16 protein-coding genes are annotated in these 16,705 nt (G+C 75.7%); 1 reads left to right on the top strand and 15 read right to left on the bottom strand.

The features are described from left to right. Nucleotides 1–84: 84 nt before the first annotated feature. The 13 genes from BBH68_RS34595 to BBH68_RS34535 all read right to left on the bottom strand — a co-directional run bounded on the left by BBH68_RS34595 (nt 85) and on the right by BBH68_RS34535 (nt 13,663). Complete coding sequence (locus BBH68_RS34595; protein ID WP_076971244.1) at nt 85–729, bottom strand: V-type ATP synthase subunit D; 645 nt, start codon at nt 727–729, stop codon at nt 85–87. Beyond that, nucleotides 726–2,141 carry a V-type ATP synthase subunit B gene (locus tag BBH68_RS34590; RefSeq protein WP_065967731.1) on the bottom strand — a complete coding sequence of 472 codons (1,416 nt, stop codon included), beginning with the start codon at nt 2,139–2,141 and terminating at the stop codon, nt 726–728. The genes BBH68_RS34595 and BBH68_RS34590 overlap by 4 nt, the downstream gene beginning before the upstream one ends. Continuing rightward, entirely contained in the window at nt 2,138–3,901 is a 1,764-nt protein-coding gene (locus tag BBH68_RS34585) for a V-type ATP synthase subunit A (RefSeq protein ID WP_065967761.1), read from the bottom strand. The genes BBH68_RS34590 and BBH68_RS34585 overlap by 4 nt, the downstream gene beginning before the upstream one ends. Then, the gene (locus tag BBH68_RS44135; RefSeq protein ID WP_065967730.1) at nt 3,898–4,431 is read right to left on the bottom strand and encodes a V-type ATP synthase subunit E family protein; all 534 of its coding nucleotides are present in this window, start codon (nt 4,429–4,431) and stop codon (nt 3,898–3,900) included. Before BBH68_RS44135 ends, BBH68_RS34585 begins: the two co-directional genes overlap by 4 nt. Then, nucleotides 4,428–4,649 carry a V-type ATP synthase subunit F gene (locus BBH68_RS34575; RefSeq protein ID WP_245738447.1) on the bottom strand — a complete coding sequence of 74 codons (222 nt, stop codon included), beginning with the start codon at nt 4,647–4,649 and terminating at the stop codon, nt 4,428–4,430. The genes BBH68_RS44135 and BBH68_RS34575 overlap by 4 nt, the downstream gene beginning before the upstream one ends. Before the next feature lie 2 nt (nt 4,650–4,651). Next, on the bottom strand, nt 4,652–5,077 hold the full coding sequence (locus tag BBH68_RS34570; RefSeq protein WP_065967728.1) for an ATP synthase subunit C: 426 nt from the start codon (nt 5,075–5,077) through the stop codon (nt 4,652–4,654). After that, nucleotides 5,074–6,546, bottom strand: a complete 1,473-nt coding sequence (locus tag BBH68_RS34565) for a V-type ATPase 116kDa subunit family protein (RefSeq protein ID WP_211301848.1) — start codon at nt 6,544–6,546, stop codon at nt 5,074–5,076. The genes BBH68_RS34570 and BBH68_RS34565 overlap by 4 nt, the downstream gene beginning before the upstream one ends. Continuing rightward, nucleotides 6,533–7,435, bottom strand: coding sequence for a V-type ATPase subunit (locus tag BBH68_RS34560; protein ID WP_245738446.1), 903 nt, complete (start codon nt 7,433–7,435; stop codon nt 6,533–6,535). The genes BBH68_RS34565 and BBH68_RS34560 overlap by 14 nt, the downstream gene beginning before the upstream one ends. A gap of 23 nt (nt 7,436–7,458) precedes the next feature. Then, the gene (locus BBH68_RS34555) at nt 7,459–7,965 is read right to left on the bottom strand and encodes a hypothetical protein (protein WP_065967726.1); all 507 of its coding nucleotides are present in this window, start codon (nt 7,963–7,965) and stop codon (nt 7,459–7,461) included. Nucleotides 7,966–8,060: 95 nt separating this feature from the next. Next, entirely contained in the window at nt 8,061–8,942 is an 882-nt protein-coding gene (locus BBH68_RS34550) for a universal stress protein (protein WP_065967725.1), read from the bottom strand. Nucleotides 8,943–9,292: 350 nt separating this feature from the next. After that, entirely contained in the window at nt 9,293–10,735 is a 1,443-nt protein-coding gene (locus BBH68_RS34545; RefSeq protein WP_342673164.1) for an RtcB family protein, read from the bottom strand. Continuing rightward, complete coding sequence (locus tag BBH68_RS34540; protein WP_065967723.1) at nt 10,732–11,166, bottom strand: archease; 435 nt, start codon at nt 11,164–11,166, stop codon at nt 10,732–10,734. Before BBH68_RS34540 ends, BBH68_RS34545 begins: the two co-directional genes overlap by 4 nt. Before the next feature lie 37 nt (nt 11,167–11,203). Next, a complete protein-coding gene (locus tag BBH68_RS34535; RefSeq protein ID WP_065967759.1) occupies nt 11,204–13,663 on the bottom strand; it encodes a glycoside hydrolase family 65 protein in 2,460 nt (819 codons plus the stop codon). A 172-nt stretch (nt 13,664–13,835) separates the two neighbouring features. Between BBH68_RS34535 and ppk2 the strand changes: the two genes are divergently transcribed. Next, nucleotides 13,836–14,678 carry a polyphosphate kinase 2 gene (gene ppk2, locus BBH68_RS34530; protein WP_065967722.1) on the top strand — a complete coding sequence of 281 codons (843 nt, stop codon included), beginning with the start codon at nt 13,836–13,838 and terminating at the stop codon, nt 14,676–14,678. A 122-nt stretch (nt 14,679–14,800) separates the two neighbouring features. Here ppk2 and BBH68_RS34525 read toward each other — a convergent pair whose 3' ends face one another. Both BBH68_RS34525 and BBH68_RS34520 read right to left on the bottom strand, forming a co-directional pair. Next, nucleotides 14,801–15,673: a sugar phosphate isomerase/epimerase family protein gene (locus BBH68_RS34525; RefSeq protein ID WP_065967721.1), complete on the bottom strand. Its 873-nt coding sequence runs from the start codon at nt 15,671–15,673 to the stop codon at nt 14,801–14,803. Further along, nucleotides 15,670–16,689, bottom strand: a complete 1,020-nt coding sequence (locus BBH68_RS34520) for a Gfo/Idh/MocA family oxidoreductase (RefSeq protein WP_065967720.1) — start codon at nt 16,687–16,689, stop codon at nt 15,670–15,672. Before BBH68_RS34520 ends, BBH68_RS34525 begins: the two co-directional genes overlap by 4 nt. Between the last annotated feature and the right edge of the window lie 16 nt (nt 16,690–16,705).

Below are 16,705 nucleotides of genomic sequence, written 5' to 3'. Positions count from 1 at the left end.
CACCCCCGCACCACAAGCCGTCATGAGCTGTCGCCGGCACGGAACAGGGGGCGCGGTGGGCCGGAGGGCGCGCGCGGCCCCGGCTCACCGGCGGTGGCCGGTGCCCGGTCCGGCGGTGGTCCCCCGGGCGGCCCACCGACGTCGTACGGCGTCCTCGTGCTCGGCCTGTTCCAGGGCGAGCACGACCCGGGCGAGCGACTCCTCCAGCCGGGGGATCCAATGGCGGCGCAGGGCGCGGACCCTCCGCCGGGTGCGCGCCACCTCGTCTCCGACGAGCCGGGCGGCCGTCCGCGCCGCCGCGCACTCCGCGCCCGCCCGCAGCGCCTCGCGGTAGGCGGCTTCCGCGTGCGTCAAGGCGGTGTTGCGGGGAGCGGCGGCCTCGGGGGAGCGCTCCGGGACGCGGCACGCGGCGAGCGTGGGGTGGCGGACCCCCGTCGTCGACTCCTCGCCCCATGTGACCTCCGCGTCGCCGACCCCCTCGGCCGCCGTCCCAAGGCCGTGTTCGCCGCCCAGGAGGAGCCCCCGAAGAAGCCAGGTCTCGGCGGCCCGCACCGAGTCCCGCCACGCGCGCGCACGCGTCTCCTCGGCCCGCAGCAACTCCTCGTGGCGCGCCCGCAGGACGCGCAGTTTCCGCTCCAGGAGGTCGGCTCCGCGCAGCGCGACGTCCAGGCTGTGCCGCAGGCGCAGGCGGTCGGCGCGTGAGGGCGGTGTTCCAGGGGCGGTCGTCATTCCTCCGCTCCTTCGCGCTCGCCGCCGGCCGGCGTTTCCCGGGCGCCGTGCCCGTCGAGCAGCGCGGTGGGCAGCAGCGCCAGCTCGCTTCGCGGAAGGGTGAGCAGCACCTGCCAGACGGCGTCCAGGGTCCGGTCCAACGGGCGCGCCTCGTCGCGGGGCTGAGCCACGAAACGGCGCCAGAACGCCTGGTCGAAGTCGAGATAGCGGCGGTCGGTCGGGCTCAGCGCCCCCTGCCCGACCAGGTCCGACAGCTCCCGGACCTGCCGTGCCCGGGAGAGCGCGGCCAGTGTCTGGGCCGCGACGTCGAGGTGGTCCGGCCGGGTACGCCCGGGGCCGGCGCCCTTGCGCATCAGACGGGACAGCGAGGACAGGGCGTCCACCGGGGGGTACACCCCCAGGGCGTGCGGCTGCCGGGAGAGCACGATCTGGCCCTCGGTGATGTATCCCGTCAGGTCGGGCACCGGATGGGTGATGTCCCCCGCGGGCATGGTCAGCACGGGCAGGACCGTGACCGAGCCGCTCCGGCCGCGGATCCGTCCGCAGCGTTCGTACAGCGAGGCCAGGTCGCTGTAGAGATAGCCGGGGTAGGCGCGGCGGGCCGGGACCTCGCCGCGGGCCGCCGAGACCTCGCGCAGTGCCTCCGCGTAAGCGGTCATGTCGGTCATCACCACCAGCACGTGGTGTCCGCGGGCGAAAGCCAGGTGTTCGGCCACGGTCAGCGCGATGCGGGGGGTCAGGATCCGCTCGATCACCGGGTCGTCGGCGGTGTTGAGCAGCAGGACGAGTTCCGCCGCCGCGGCGCGCTCCTCCAGGGCGTCCCGTACGAAGGAGGCGTCCGCATGGGTCAGGCCCATCCCGGCGAACACCACGCTGAACGCCGCGCCGCCGACGGTGGACTGCGCGGCGATCTGGAGGGCCAGCTCCAGATGGGGCAGCCCGGCCACGGAGAACACCGGCAGCTTCTGCCCGCGCACCAGCGTGGTGAGCGCGTCGATGACACCGACGCCCGTGAGGACCGGATCCGCCGGCGGCTCCCGCCGGACGGGGTTGATCGGTGTGCCGCCCACGGGCGCGCTCGCCTCGCCGAAAACCGGCGGGCCGCCGTCCACCGGCTCGCCACGGCCGTTGCACGTCCGGCCCAGCCACCCCGTCCCGACCGGGACGCGCAGCGGCTCGCCGGCGAAGGACACCCGCAGGCGCGCCGGGTCCATCCCGGAGGTGTCCTCGAGCACCTGGACCACGGCGGTGTCACGGTCCACCTCCAGCACCACGCCGTAGCGCCGCTCGCCCGAATCCAGGGTGATGCGCACGAACTCGTCCCAGCCCACCCCCGAGACCCCCGCCACGACGGCCAGCGGGCCGCGCAGCTCGCGCACCGCCGTGTACTCGACCTCGCTCCAGGCGGTCACCGCGGCTCCCCGAGCCGGTCCAGCATGGCTTGACGCCGCGCCCCCACCCCCTCGGTGTCGTGCGGCCCCACCTCCTCGCGGGCCCGGAGCACCGGGCCGAAGTCCACCGCCTCCACGGTGGCCGCCGGGACCCCGGAGGCCACCAGCTCACGGCAGCGGTCGACGGTGGCCAGCACGGCGTCGGCCAGCGCCGCGGCCTTGCCCGGCCCGCAGTAGGCGTCGTTGGCGGACAACGCGCTCTGCCGCAACACCCCCTCGCGCACCAGACGCCCGGCCAGGACGCCGACGCGTTCCGGATCGGGCAGTGCCGTGACGCCGACCAGGTCCACCAGATCGGCCAGCCGGTCGGCCTCGGCGAGCACCGCGGCGAGCCGGGCCCGCCGGTCGGCCCAGGCGGCGTCGCCCGCCGCGGCGCGCCGCTCGGCGAGCACCGCGGCGTCGCGCGAGAACGACCCGGACCACGACAGCGCGGGGTAGTGGCGGGCGTAGGCGAGGTCGCGGTCCAGCGACCACACCGAGCGTACGAACCGCTCGGTGTGCGCGGTGACCGGCTCGGTCAGATCGCCCCCGGGCGGGGACACCGCGCCGATCATGGTGACCGAGCCCCGCTCGCCACCCAGCGTGACCACCGCCCCGGCGCGCTCGTAGAACGCCGCGATGGCCGACGCCAGGCCCGCCGGGTACCCCTCCTCGGCCGGCAGCGCGCCGGTGCGCGAGGCGAACTCGCGCAGCGCCTCCGCCCAGCGCGAGGTGGAATCGGCGATCACGACGACGTCGAGCCCCATGTCCCGGAAGTACTCGGCCACCGTGGCGCCCGTGTAGACGCTCGCCTCACGGGCCATCATCGGCATGTTCGAGGTGTTGGCGATGGTCACCGTCCGGTCGGCGAGCCGCCCGCCGGTGCGCGGGTCCTCCAGCGCGGCCAGCTCGGCGATGACGTCCGCCATCTCGTTGCCGCGCTCCCCGCAGCCGATGTAGACGATCACGTCCGCGTCGCACCACTTGGCGATCTGCTGCAGCAGCATCGTCTTGCCCGTGCCGAATCCGCCGGGGACGGCCACCGTGCTGCCGCGGGCGACGGGGAACAGCAGGTCGATCACGCGCTGCCCGGTGCCCAGCGCCTCGCGCTCGCCACCACGCTCGCGCACCGGACGCGGCCGGCGGACCGGCCACGAGGCGCCGATCCGCACCTCGGCCCCGCCCACGACCGCCACCACCTCGTCCTGCCGGTACGCCCCCGCGGCGGCGACGCGCTCCACCACGCCGCCCACCCCCGGCGGCACGAGAACCCGCGAGCGGACCGGCCCGCCGTCCCGGATCTCCCCGACCACGCCGCCCTCCCCGATCCGTCCCCCCTCGCTCACCTCCGGTACGAAGGACCAGGTGCGCTCCGGGGTGGCGGGGCGGACGCTCCCCGGCCGGAGCCATTCCCCGCCGCCGGACAGCGGCCGCAGCAGACCGTCGAACACGCCGCCCAGCAGGGCGGGGCCGAGGGCGGCGGACAGCGGCGCGCCCATCGGCCGCGCCGTGTCACCGGGCGCCAGGCCACCGGTGTACTCGTAGGACTGCACGGTCACCACATCGCCGCCGATGGCCACCACCTCGCCGGGCAGCCCGGCCTGCCCGAGGGAGACGAGGTCGTACATGGCCGTTCCGCCGACGTACTCCACCTCGACCAGCGGTCCGGCGACCCGCAGGATCCGGCACGGGCGAGCCGGACCCTCCGGGTGCCCCGGCCGCTCCGCCGCGGTGGCGGTCATGCCGACCACAGCGTCTCCACCTCCGCTCCGAGCCGGTCCACCGCGCGCGCGGTGAGGGCCTCCAGGGTGTAGTCGGCGCGCCGGTCCGCCAGCCGGGCCACCACCCCTCCGCCGGGGGCCTCGGTGACCTCGGTGTCCGGGCCCAGCACCCGTCGCGCGCGGGACCGCAGCAGGCCGAGGGACACGTCGGCCGGGCGGGTTGCGGCGTCCCACGCCTCCCGGACGCGCGCGAGGGCCCGGGAGCGCAGCTCCTCGTAGATCCGGCCACGTGTGGCCAGCTCACGGGCGCGAGCCGTGCCGCGGGCGCGGGCCCGTATGCCGCGGGCGGCCGCCGCGCCGTCCCGCTCGCCCTGCCGGCGGGCATCCTCCAGCAGCGACCGCGCCCGGTCGTGCGCCTCGGCGATCAGCGCCCCGGCCTCCCGGTCCGCACGGTCCAGCAGATCCCGGGCCTCGGCGGTGGCCGCGCGCAGCAACGCGGTGCGCACCGGGGCGAGGGCGGCCACCGCCTGGTGGGGGAGCGGCTGTGTCACGACGGCATCACCATGGTGAGCGGGCGGGTGCCCGCCCCGAGCGCGGGGCCGAGCGCGTCGGCCGCCGCGGGCGTCAGGATCACCAGGGTCACGTCGGGCGGCAGGTCCCGCCACGCCTCGCGGACCGCGTGCGGCTCCTCGGCGGCCACCACGGTGACTCCGGCCAGGGCCAGCCCGGCCACCCGGGTACGCTCCCCGACGGCCGCCACGCGTCCCACCGTCACGCCTTTCCGATCAGGATGATGGCGATCACCAGGCCGTAGATCGCGATGCCCTCGGCGAGGCCGACGATCACCATGGCGCGGCCGAAGAGTTCGGGGCGCTCGCTGAGCGCCGCCACCGCGGCGGCACCGGTGTAGGCGACGGCGATCGCCGCCCCCAGGGACGCCCCGGCGACCGAGATCGCCGCGCCGATCAGCGCCGCGGACCCGGAGCCCGTCGTCGGGGCCGCCGCGGCCACGGGGGCGGCGGCCTGTGCGGACCGGCCGTCCAGCGCCACCACCAGGAGCGCCAGGGCGGCCGCGAACAGCAGGGCGTTCGCGGCGAGCACCCAGCGCAGGGCCGTGCGGCCACGGCGTACGGTCAGTCGGCGCAGGCCCGCGGCGACCGCGGCGACGAGGGGCAGGGCGATGAACCAGGCGATCACAGGGCCTCCTTGTCCGGCGCGTCCCGCCGAGGCGCTGTCGCCGCGGCGCCCCCGCCGTCCGGCCCGCCGTCCAGCACGGGGAGCCGCCAGGGGCGGAAGGGACGGCCTTGGGCCTCGAAGACGCGGGAGAACAGCTCGTAGAACTCGAGACGCAGCGCCTGCACCCCGGCGACCAGCGCCTCGAGCGCGAAGGCGAGCGCGTTGCCGACGACGAACAGCACGGCGGCGGCCACCAGCGCCGCCTGGCCCGCGCGCGCCAGTGCCGTGGTGCCCTGCCACACGATCGCCCCCAGCGCGGCATGCGTGAGCCCGAAGGCCGCGAGCCGTGCGAAGGAGACGACGTTCGACCCGATGCGCAGCACCCCGTCGAAGAGCTGGACACCGACCTGGACCACCCCGCCCGGACCGCCACCGGTCACGGCGAACAGCCCCCAGCCCGCCAGGACGAGGCCCGCGCCCGCGATCGTGGCCCCGGCGAACAGCACACCGGCGCGGCTCAGCCACAGCGCGCCGCCCATCACGGCGAGCCCCAGGTAGAGCATCGCCCCGGCGACGCCGGACAGCGCGTACAGGGCGCCCGACGGCCCGCCTTCCCGCCAGCGGTTGACGATCCCCGCCCCGTACGCGCCGGCCAGCAGCACGGCGCCGAGTCCCACGGCGGCGGCCATCAGCCGCAGGGGGTCGTGCAGCGGGTTCAGCCACAGCGCCGGGAGCACCCCGGTCGGACCGAAGAACTCCCCGTAGGCGACGCCCGCCAGGGTGCTGGTCACCCCGGCCCCGACGACGAACGGCCACAGGCCGCGCAGCGGCCTTGCCCGGCGGGGACGGCCGAGCCGCAGCGACAGCCCGGCGAGGAGCAGCAGCGCCCCGTGCCCGGCGTCGCCGAACATCACCCCGAACATCACCACGTAGACGACGCCCGCGGGCACGCTGGGGTCCAGGTCCGCGTACGGCACCGTCCCGTACGTGCGCACCAGACCCGCGAACGAGCGTCGCACCGCGCCGGTGCCCCGCAGCAGGGTGGGCGGGTCGACGCCGCGCGGCGTGCGCAGGGGAACCAGCGAGCCTCCCGCCGCGGCGAGACGCTCGGCGGTCGCCGGGACGTCCGCGGCGGGACACCAGCCGGCCAGTGCCGCCACGGCGCCGTGCCGCACCGCGCCGCCGAGACGCTCCTCGAGTTGCGCCTCGCCGGCCAGCAGATCGGTGCGGCCCGCTCGCTCCAGCGCGTCGAGATCGGGCGGAGCGGCACTGAGCACGGCGCCTCCCGGCTCGGTCCGGGCGGCCCGCAGCCGGCGGGTGGCGGAGCCCGGCGCGGTCCGGGGCGCGTGGGCCCCGCCGCCGTCGGCGCGATCGATCTCGACGCGGCCGGCCTCGGCGACCCGCACCAGGACGTCCCGCAGCGCGGCACACGGGGCGACGATCGCCACCCGCCGCATCCGGACCGGGATCATCGGCTCAGGCCGGAGCATCGAAGGCCTCCCACCGGCCACCGCCCCGGGCGGCCAGCTCCAGCGCGCCTCGCGCCCGCCACGCGTCCGCGGAGAGCACCGCCGCGGCGCCGACCACGGGCGCGCGGCCCAGCCGGGCTCCGTGCGTCAGGCCCCGTCCGTCCTCGTCGAGCCGGTGCCACCACCGCCATTCGGCCCGCCACAGCTCGCTCGGTCCTTCGACCCCGGCCACGGCCCACCGCGCGGCGGGCGGCAGGTGCCGCTGGAAGTCGGGATACGACGACGCGGCCATGGCGTCCGTGCCGAGCAACCGACCCGCCCGCAGGGCGGACGCGCGCGTGAGCGAGCGGCGGGCGACGAACGTCTCGCGCCCGACCAGCAGGGCGAGCCGCCCCGCCGCCCAGCGCGCGGCCTCCGGGACGGCCGTCGCCGTGCGCACCGCGGCCGAGACCCGCATGCCGACCGCCACCGCCGCGGGGGTGGCGGCCCCCGGATCACCCCAGGCGGAGGCGGCCAGCGCGGCCCGCAGCTCCTGGGGCGAGCCGGTGAGGGCCAGCCGGGGCCAGGCCGTCGCCAGCGTGCCCAGCCGGTACGGCGGCCGCGGTGGGCCGCCGTCCGTCAGTGTCCGCAGATGGTCTTCCGCGTTGGCGATCTCGAAGCCGCAGGCGAGCAGCCGGAGGGCGGTCACACCGCTCGGCGGCTGCCACCCGGCCAGCACCCGCAGCTGCCACACCAGGGTTTCCGCCACCGCCCGCTGGGCCTCGGCGACGGAGGCCTCGGACGGCAGGCCGTGGCCGTAGGCCGAGGCGCTCAGGTACCGCACGGCGGCGTCGAGACCCGGAGCCGAGGCCACCTGCCCGGCCCGCTCCGCACCGAGCGCGCGGGAGAGCATGGCCCTCGCCCGCGTCACCCCCGCCACCCACCCGGCGCCCCTCACGGGCCCCGCTCCGGCAGGCCCCCGTCCGGCCCACCCCGCGCCGGGGCGCTTCCGGGTCCGGCCACCGGCGGCCCGGGTGCCTCGATGTCCTCGATCACCAGCCGCGCCACCCGGTCCAGCAGCCCGGGCATCCGGGCCCGGGCCCGGGCCCGGGTCGCGGCCGCGTCCCGCTCCGCGGTGGCCAGCAGCTCCGCCGCCTCGGCCTCGGCCGCGAGGCGGCCCCGGGCCGCGGCCCCGGCCCGCACCTCGTCGGCCCGCTCCCGGGCCCGCCGCACGATCGTCTCCGCCTGCCGCTCGGCGTCCCGCCGCTTCGCCGCCGCCGCCCGGGCGGCCTCCTCACGGATGCGCCGCGCCTCGGCCTCGGCCGCCTCCAGATGGGACAGCGGCGGCGCCAGCTCGGCGGCGAGCTCGGCGGCGCGATCCGCCGGGACGCCGCCGGGCGCCGCCCGGCCCGGCGAACCCACGGGGCGGAACCGCAGCAGCAACTCCCGGAATCCGGCCACGCGCGCTCCTCACGTTCGGCGCCTTTCCCCAAGTGTCCGCACCCGGAGCCCTTCTGTCGCGCCGGACCGGACCGTCCCCGGGGGCCCGGCCACCGTCACGGGCGGTCCGGTACGACGGCCACCGGACACGCGCAGTGATGCAGTACGGCGTGGCTGACCCGGCCGAGCTGCAGACCGGTGTGGTCGGGGCGGCGGAGGGCCCCGACCACCAGCAGGTCGGCGTGGGCCGACAGGTCGAGCAGCACCCGGTGCGCGGGCCCCTCGACCACATCGCGGTGGCAGGCGATCCCGTCGCGCTCGTCCTCGACCCGGTCCAGCACCTCGCCGAGGATGCTCGCCGCCTGCTCCTCGTAGAGCAGGGTGGGGGCCTCGTGCGCGTGCAGCGGCCGGCCCGCGTGCCGCTCCGCCGGGCACAGCCAGGTCCGTACGGCCCGCACCTCGGCGTGGCGTGTCCGCGCCTCGGCGAAGGCGAACCGCGCCGCCGCCGAGCCCTCCGCGGGGTCGCCGATCGCCAGGACGACACGGCCGAAGGCCCCCACGCGGTTACGCTCCCCGCCGCGGACCACGACCACCGGGCACAGGGCGCGTGCCGCCACCGCCAGGCTGACCGAACCGAGGAGCGACCCGGCGACCTCGCCCGCGCCGCGCGCGCCCGTGACCACGGCGAACGCCTCACGGCTGGCCGCCAGCAGCGCGGTCACGGTGTCCTCGGCCACCGCCTCGCCGCACGCCTTGACGTCCGGGTCGCGCAGCGCCGCGCGTTCCGCGGCGGACGCGGCGATCCGCTCGGCCAGGATCTCCGCGGAGGGCGGGCGGCCGGTGTCGAAGTAGGGGAGGCTCCCCTCGTACCGGTCCCAGCGGGAGGCGTGGATCAGGCGCAGCGGCAGCCCGTGGCGCGCCGCCTCGTCCACGGCCCAGTCCACCGCCTGGAGACTCGACTCCGATCCGTCGACGCCCACGACCAGCGAGAGCGACATCGTCCCCACCGCCTTCCTGCGGCCGGTTCATTCCGCTTCGGGTGCTTCCCGTGTCCACCGTGGCACCGGCCGGGCTCGCCCGGATGGGCGGGCCGGCCCCTGGGCGGGGCACGGTCGGCCCTTCCGCTCGGGGCGGCGCGGTGGTGTGATGGAAGTGGCACCGAGGGCGACAAGAGACACGGGGAAGCGGACCACAACCGCGCACCGTGCAATCAGGGCCCACGAGAAGCGGGCAGCCCTCGGCGCTGTAGTGCGTTCAGGGCCCGTGAGGCGTGCCCTGGGGCAGGGTTTCGGAGACGGGCCCGCAAGGTATGCCGTCTGGATCGTCTGGGCCGTCTGGGCCATCCGGGTCATCCCTTGACCACGCCGAGGGGGACCAGCCGGGCCACCGCCCTGGCGAGCCCGGCGCCTTCGGTGGCGGCGACCACCGCGTCGACGTCCTTGTAGGCGGCGGGGGTCTCCTCGGCGAGCCCGCGCCACGACGACGGCCGGACGGCGATGCCCCGGGACTCCAGCTCCTCGCGCAGCTGTTGGCCACGGACCTGGCGCAGCGCCTGGTGGCGGCTCCACACCCGGCCCGCGCCGTGGCAGGCGGACGCGAAGGCGTCGTTCCCGGGGGTGCCGACCATCACGTAGGAGGCGGTGCCCATGGTGCCGGGCACCAGGACGGGCTGCCCGGCCTCGGCGAGGTCCTCCGGCAGGTCGGGGCAGCCGGGCGGGAGGGCCAGGGTGGCGCCCTTGCGGTGGACGCACAGCCGGCGCGGCACGCCCTCCACCTCGTGAGTCTCGAGCTTGGCCATGTTGTGGGACACGTCGTAGACCAGGTCGAGGCCGGCCCGGGTGGCCGAGGCGAACGCCCGGCGCGCGGCCTCGGTGAGCAGTTGCCGGTTGGCGCGCCCGTAGTTGGCCGCGGCCGCCATCGCGCCGAGGTAGGCCCGGCCGGGCGGCGAAGCGACCGGGGCGCAGGCCAGCTGGCGGTCCGGGAGGCCGAAGGCGCCGGTGTACGGCGAGCGGTCCATGACCCGTACGTGGTCGGCGCACACCTGGTGGCCCAGGCCGCGTGAACCGCAGTGGATCATCACGCACACCTGGCCGGGGCGCAGACCGAAGGCGGCGGCCGCCCCGGGGTCGTACACCCGGTCCACGGCCTGGACCTCCAGGAAGTGGTTGCCCGAGCCCAGGCTGCCCACCTGCTCCAGCCCCCGGTCCACGGCCCGCTGCCCGACCTGGGACGGATCGGCCCCGGCCAGGCTCCCGTGGTCCTCGCAGCGGGCCAGGTCGCGGGGTGTGCCATGGCCGCGCTCGACGGCGTACCCGGCGCCGTGGGCGAGGAGCTGCTCCATCTCCGCGCGCCCGGACAGCCGCCACAGGCCGCCGCGCCCCGCGCCGCGCGGAATGGTGTCGCCGAGGATGTCCATCAGTCGCCGCAGGCGCGGGGCCAGCTCCGCCCGCTCGAGGTCGGCGGCCAGCAGCCGGACGCCACAGGAGATGTCGAACCCCACCCCGCCGGGCGAGATCACCCCGCCGGTGTCGATGTCCGTGGCGGCGACCCCGCCGATCGGGAAGCCGTAACCCCAGTGCACATCGGGCATGGCGAAGGAGGCGCGGACGACGCCGGGCAGTGTCGCCACGTTCACCACCTGCTCCAGTGCCCGGTCCCCGACCGCCTGCGGCAGCAGCCGCCGGCTGGCGAAGACGACGCCGGGCACGCTCATCCGGCCCCGCGGGTCGATGCGGAAGCGGAACGGGCTCTCCTCCGTCACCGTGATGTCCATGCCGGCCGTCCTCGTCACACGTCGAGCGTCACCGCGCACCGCCACCCGTCGGGACCGGGGCCGAAGCGCAGATCATGGAGAGTGACCGCCTTCAGCGCGGCCCCCGTCGCGGGGAGCGACCGGGTGTCCGCCATGTGCAGTCCGGCCCGCAGCCCGCCCGGGACGGCGGTCAGCTCCACCTCGACCGGGATCTCGTCCGCGGTGTCGAGCCAGTAGATGACCTCGTCCAGGAGATCCGCCAGCAGGTCCTCGTCGGTGTCCGCCCGCAGCACGACCTCCCGCCTGCGGACACCTGCCGCGCCCGTCAGGTCGAGGCATGACGCCAGCACGCCCCGGACCGCCTGCGCCAGGCACTCCTCGCGGGTGGGGGCCCACGCCTCCACCCGGAGGTCCGCGGTGTGGGGAACACCGCGGTAACCCGCGCGCCGCGTGGCGTCCTGCGGCGGCATCCGGCTCACCTCTCTGACGCGTAGGGCCCCACTCCCATCATGGCGTGTCGGGCGCGGCCTCGCGCTGTCGGCCGCGACACCCGCCCGGCAGGGTCAGCAGGCGGGTCTCGCCCGGGGCCACGGACACCGTGCGGCCGGCCGACGCCACCTCGATCGGTTCCCGGTCGGAGACCGGCACGGTGATCCGCAACCGGCCGCCGCCCAACCGCAGGCGCACCCCCCAGTGGCCCCGGTAGCGGACCGACAGCCCGAACCGGGACAGCTCCGGCAGCGGCACGGGATCCAGCCGCAGCACCCCGGCCCGGCACTCCAGGCCGGTCAGGCCGCGCTGGACGAGGTCGAGGGCGCCGGCCATGGCGCCGAGGTGGATGCCCTCCCCGGTGGTGCCGCCCTGCACATCGGCGATGTCGCCGGTGAGGACCTCCTGACAGAACCGCCAGGCGTCCGCCCGCCGCACCCGGGGCAGCACCCAGGCGTGGACGAGGCTGCTGAGGGTGGATCCGTGGCTGGTGCGGCGCAGGTAGTAGTCGACGGTGCGCCGCCAGGCGGTGTCGTCCAGCTCGTGGCCGAGCCGCCGGAAGAGGCCGTGGAGCTCGGCCGGCGCGAACAGATAGCCGAGCATCAGCACGTCGGCCTGCTTGGACACCTGGTAGCGGTTGACCGTGTCGCCCTCGGCCTCCAGGATCCGGTCCAGGCGCCGAATGTCGCCGTAACGCTCCCGGTAGCGGTCCCAGTCGAGCTCCGCCAGCTCGCCGTAGCCGTCGAACTGGCTGACCACCCCGCGGTGCCACGGCACCAGAAGGCCCCGGGACACCTCCTCCCACACGTCGAGCTCCGCGTCGTCCAGCGCGGTGCGCTCGTACAGGTCCCGGCGGCGCGGCTCGGGCAGGGAGCGCAGCAGGCCGATGGCGCGGGCCAGCACCCACGCGGCGCTGACGTTGGTGTACGCGTTGTCGTCGATGCCGGGGCGGGAGGCGCCGGGGTAGGCGTCGTGGTATTCGTCGGGACCGACCACGCCGAGGATCCGGTACCGTCCGCGGGCGCTGTCCCAGGTGGCCGCGTCGGCCCAGAACCGGGCGATCTCGAGCAGCATCTCGGCGCCCTTGGTGTGCATGAACTCCGCGTCGCCGGTGGCCTCGCCGTACTGCCACACGTTGTACGCGATCGCCGAGCCGACGTGGTGCTGGAGCCGGGAGTGGTCGGGCAGCCAGCGTCCCGAACGCGGGTTGAGGTGCAGCCGCTGGGTCTCCTCACGGCCGTCGCTGCCGCTCTGCCACGGGTACATCGCGCCCGCCCGCCCGGCGTCGCGGGCCGCGAAACACGCCCGTTCCAGCCGCCGGTGGCGGTAGTCGAGCAGCGCCCGGGACACCTCGGGGAAGTGCAGGTTCAGATACGGCAGCACGAACAGCTCGTCCCAGAACACATGCCCCCGGTACGCCTCGCCGTGCAGCCCGCGCGCCGGCACCCCCACGTCCAGGTCCGCGGTGTGCGGGGAGAGCGTCTGCAGCAGGTGGAACAGGTGCAGCCGCAGGATCCGCCCGGCCTGGCCGGGCACGTCCAGCTCGCACGCCCGCCACAGCTGCTCCCACGCCCTGCGGTGGGTGGCGGCCAGCTCCGGGAAGCCCGGCGCACGGCCCACCCGGTCCACGGCGGCGTGCAGCGGATCGCTGATCGCCGGGTCGCGCGAGGTGTGCAGGGCGACGCACTTGTCCACGGTCACCGTCCGGCCCGGCTCCATGAGCGGCCGCAGCAGGAGACAGGCGCGCCCCGGCCCATGGGCGCCGGCGATGGCGGTGTCGCCGTCGGTGGTGGTGCGGGCGGCCATGCCGACGCGGATGTCGGAGGTGCTGGTGCGGCAGCGCAGCCAGACCGCGTCACCGCTGGGCGCGGTGCCGGTGTGCACATGGGTGAGGTGCCGGCCGGCCAGCTGCCGGTACCGGGCGACGCCGGTGTTGGCGACCGTCCCGTCCAGCGCCGACTCCACCTCCAGCCTCCCCGCCCAGTCCTCGGCCGTGAACTCGGTCCGCAGCGCCGCCACATGCGGGTCGCCCATGTGGACGAGGCGCAGCTGCCGCACGGACAGGTGCCGGCCGGCGTGGTCCACGTACCGCGTGGCGCGTTCCAGGACGCCCGCGCGCAGGTCCAGGGTGAGCCGGTGGTCGAGCGGCGGGGCGGTGTCCGGCGAGAGCCACGGCGCCGGGGCCTCGCCACCGGTGTCCTCACCGCCGGAGTCCTCGCCCCTGCTCCGGAAGCGCAGCGACAGCCAGTTGGGCAGGTTGACCAGGTCCTCGTTCTCCACCCGCCGGCCCGCCACCCGCGACTCCAGCCGGTTGTAACACCCGGCGACATAGGTGCCGGGGCCGTGCACGCGATCCGCCGCGCACTCCGGGAAGGCACCCCGGGTCGCGAAGTAGCCGTTGCCCAGGGCGCACAGGGACTCCCTCAGCCGCTCCTCGGCCGGGTCGTAGCCCGTGTACTCCCAGGTCCATCCGGGCATCGCCGAACCCATGCGTCATCCCCGTCCCGGGCCCGCCGCGGGCAGCTCCACCACGACCACCGCCCTTCCCGGTGCGCTGTGTGCTTCCACCCTGCCCCGGCCCCCGCGCGGTGTCAGCCCGGGGCGCGCGCGAGGGGCGGCGGAGCGGCCCGACCGATGCGACACTGGTCCCATGGGCGAGCGCGGCTCCGGCCGGCTGCCCCGGGCCCGGTACGAGAAAGAGCTGCGCCGTCTGCAGATCGAACTCGTCAAGCTCCAGGAGTGGGTGCGGGCCGAGGGGCAGCGGCTGGTGGTGGTCTTCGAGGGGCGTGACGCGGCCGGCAAGGGTGGCGCGATCAAGCGGGTCACCGAACGTCTGAACCCGCGCGTGGCGCGGATCGTCGCCCTTCCGGTGCCGACCGAGCGGGAACGCACCCAGTGGTACTTCCAGCGCCACGCCGCGCAGCTCCCCGCCGCGGGGGAGATCGTGCTGTTCGACCGCAGTTGGTACAACCGCGCCGGCGTCGAACGCGTCATGGGCTTCTGCACCGAGGAGGAGTACCAGCGCTTCCTGCGCCAGTGCCCGGTGTTCGAGCGGCTGCTGGTCGAGGACGGGATCCTGCTGCGCAAGTACTGGTTCTCGGTCAGCGACGCGGTGCAGGAGAAGCGGTTCCGCAAACGGCTGAGCGATCCCACCCGGCGCTGGAAGATCTCGGCGATGGACCTGGAGTCCATCACGCGCTGGGAGGCGTACTCCCGGGCCAAGGACGAGATGTTCGCGCGCACCGACATTCCCGAGGCCCCCTGGTACGTCGTCGAGGCCGACGAGAAGCGCGCGGCCCGCATCAACATGATCGCCCACCTGCTGTCCACCGTGCCCTACGGTGACATCCCGCTGCCGGACCTGACCCTGCCGCCCCGCCCCGCGCCCACCGGATACCAGCGGCCGCCCAGGCGCCTGCAGACCTACGTGCCCGACCACGCGGCCTCGCTCCTGGCGCGGGGCGGGGATCCGGCCGCGGACCCGGAAGCATGACCGCCCCCGGCCCGACCCCGCCGCAGCGCCGCCTGGCCCGGTTCGGCCGGGTGCCGGCGGCCGCCACCGTTGGCGGACCGGCGGGCCTGGCGCCCGCCGGTCCGCGGCCCCCGGAGCCCGGCTCAGGCGAGGGGGACGAGCTCCTTGCGGATGCGCTCCAGCATGAACGCCGAGGACTCGTGGGCCCGCTCCTCCCAGGCGAACACACAGGCCGTGGCGACCCCGTCGAACTCCAGCTCGCGGAGGGTGCCGAAGAAGGCGTCCCAGTCGACCTCGCCCTGGCCGATGTCCAGGTGCTGGTGGATCCGGGCCGGGGTGCCGGGCGGGTTGAGGATGTAGCGCAGGCCCGAGGACCCCTTGTGGTTGAAGGAGTCCGCGATGTGCACGTGCCGGAGCTTGTCGCCCGCGTAGCGCAGCATGGCCGCGATGTCCGCCGCCGGGTCGGCGCCGGAGAGGTGGAAGGAGTGCGGGGCGCAGTAGAGGTAGTTGACCCACGGCTTGTTGATCGCCCGGACGAGGTCCACGGCCGGGGTGTTCTCCTCGCAGAAGTCGTCCGGATGCGCTTCCAGGTTCAGGGCGATGCCCTCGCGCTCGAACAGCGGCAGCAGCTCCTCCAGGGAGCGCCAGAAGGCGGCCTCGCTCTCGGCGGCCCGCTCGGGGCGGCCGTTGAACTCCGAGTTCATCAGCGGACACCCGAGGTCCGCGGTGATCTCGATCATCCGCTTCCAGTAGCGGACGGCGGCCTGCCGCTCCGTCTCGTCCGGGGAGGACCACTTGTACAGCGGCAGTACGGAGGAGAGCCGCACCCCGTGGGCGCGCAGGGACCTCTTCAGCGCGGCGACGCGCTCGTCGTCCGCCCGCGGGTGCAGGAAGAACGGCATGAAGTCGGCGCGCGGGGACAGTTCGATGTACTCGTAGCCCAGCTCGGCCACGGTGCGCACCATCTCGTCCAGCGGCAGCGCGCGGAACATGTACGGGTCGAGGGCGATCTTCACGCGGTGCCTCCGTAGAGCGCGGGGCGGGGCTTCATGTCGACGGTGACGACCGGGCCGCCGGTGTCCAGGGAGCGGACGGCGGCGTCGGTGATGACGGTGGCGGCGTAGCCGTCCCAGGCGGACGGCCCGGTGGGTTCGGCGCCCGCCGCCACCGCGGCGATCCACTCGCGGAACTCGGTGTCGAAGGCGTCCGCGAACCGGTCCTTCCAGTCCTGCGGGACGGCGGTGCCGTGGCGGCCGGCGGTGCGGACGCCGACGGAGGCCGGGTCGGGCAGCCGCACCAGGCCCTCCTCGGCGACCGTCTCGCACTGGATGTCGTAGCCGTACCGGCAGTTGACGAACACCTCCAGGTCGATGCGGATGCCGCTCGCCGTCTCGAAGTACATGATCTGCGGGTCCTTGAGGTGGTCGAACCGGTTGCGGGTGGCGCGGGGGGTGACCACCTGGGCGGAGACGATCTCGTCGTCGAGCAGCCAGCGCAGCACGTCGATCTCGTGCACGGCCGTGTCCTGCGCGGCCATCGCGGAGGTGTAGCCGTCCGGGACGGTCGGGTTGCGGTGGGCGCAGTGCACGATCAGCGGGGCGCCGAGGGCGCCGGAGGAGATGACCTCCTTCATCCGGCGGTAGCCCGTGTCGAAGCGGCGCATGAAGCCGACCTGCACCAGGCGGCGGCCGTGGGCGCGCTCGGCCTCCACGATGCGCAGACAGTCCTCGGCGGTGGTGGCCAGTGGCTTCTCGCAGAACACCGGTTTGCCGGCGGCTACGGCGGCGAGGACGTGCTCGGCGTGGGTGGGGCCCCACGAGGTGACGAGCACGGCGTCCACGTCGGGGGAGCCGATCAGATCGGCCCCGGTGGGCGGCGCGACGGCGCCGACACGGGCGGCGACCTGGGTGGCGCGGGTCTGGTCGATGTCGGTCACGGCGGTGACGGCGGCCCCGGTGACGACCTCGGTGAGCCGCCGGATGTGGTCCTGCCCGATCATTCCGGCGCCGATGACACCTACACGTACGGTCATGGTGGGTTTCCTTGGG

This window comes from Streptomyces sparsogenes (assembly GCF_001704635.1).
Lineage (GTDB): Bacteria > Actinomycetota > Actinomycetes > Streptomycetales > Streptomycetaceae > Streptomyces > Streptomyces sparsogenes.
This window is presented reverse-complemented; position numbering and strand designations above follow the sequence as displayed.

Excerpts from the sequence above, each read along its gene's own strand:
- ppk2 (WP_065967722.1), top strand. The coding sequence starts at position 13,836 with ATGGGCGAGCGCGGCTCCGGCCGGCTGCCCCGGGCCCGGTACGAGAAA.
- BBH68_RS34550 (WP_065967725.1), bottom strand. The coding sequence starts at position 8,942 with ATGTCGCTCTCGCTGGTCGTGGGCGTCGACGGATCGGAGTCGAGTCTC.
- BBH68_RS34535 (WP_065967759.1), bottom strand. The coding sequence starts at position 13,663 with ATGCCCGGATGGACCTGGGAGTACACGGGCTACGACCCGGCCGAGGAG.
- BBH68_RS34540 (WP_065967723.1), bottom strand. The coding sequence starts at position 11,166 with ATGCCGCCGCAGGACGCCACGCGGCGCGCGGGTTACCGCGGTGTTCCC.
- BBH68_RS34565 (WP_211301848.1), bottom strand. The coding sequence starts at position 6,546 with ATGCTCCGGCCTGAGCCGATGATCCCGGTCCGGATGCGGCGGGTGGCG.
- BBH68_RS34595 (WP_076971244.1), bottom strand. The coding sequence starts at position 729 with ATGACGACCGCCCCTGGAACACCGCCCTCACGCGCCGACCGCCTGCGC.
- BBH68_RS34520 (WP_065967720.1), bottom strand. The coding sequence starts at position 16,689 with ATGACCGTACGTGTAGGTGTCATCGGCGCCGGAATGATCGGGCAGGAC.
- BBH68_RS34585 (WP_065967761.1), bottom strand. The coding sequence starts at position 3,901 with ATGACCGCCACCGCGGCGGAGCGGCCGGGGCACCCGGAGGGTCCGGCT.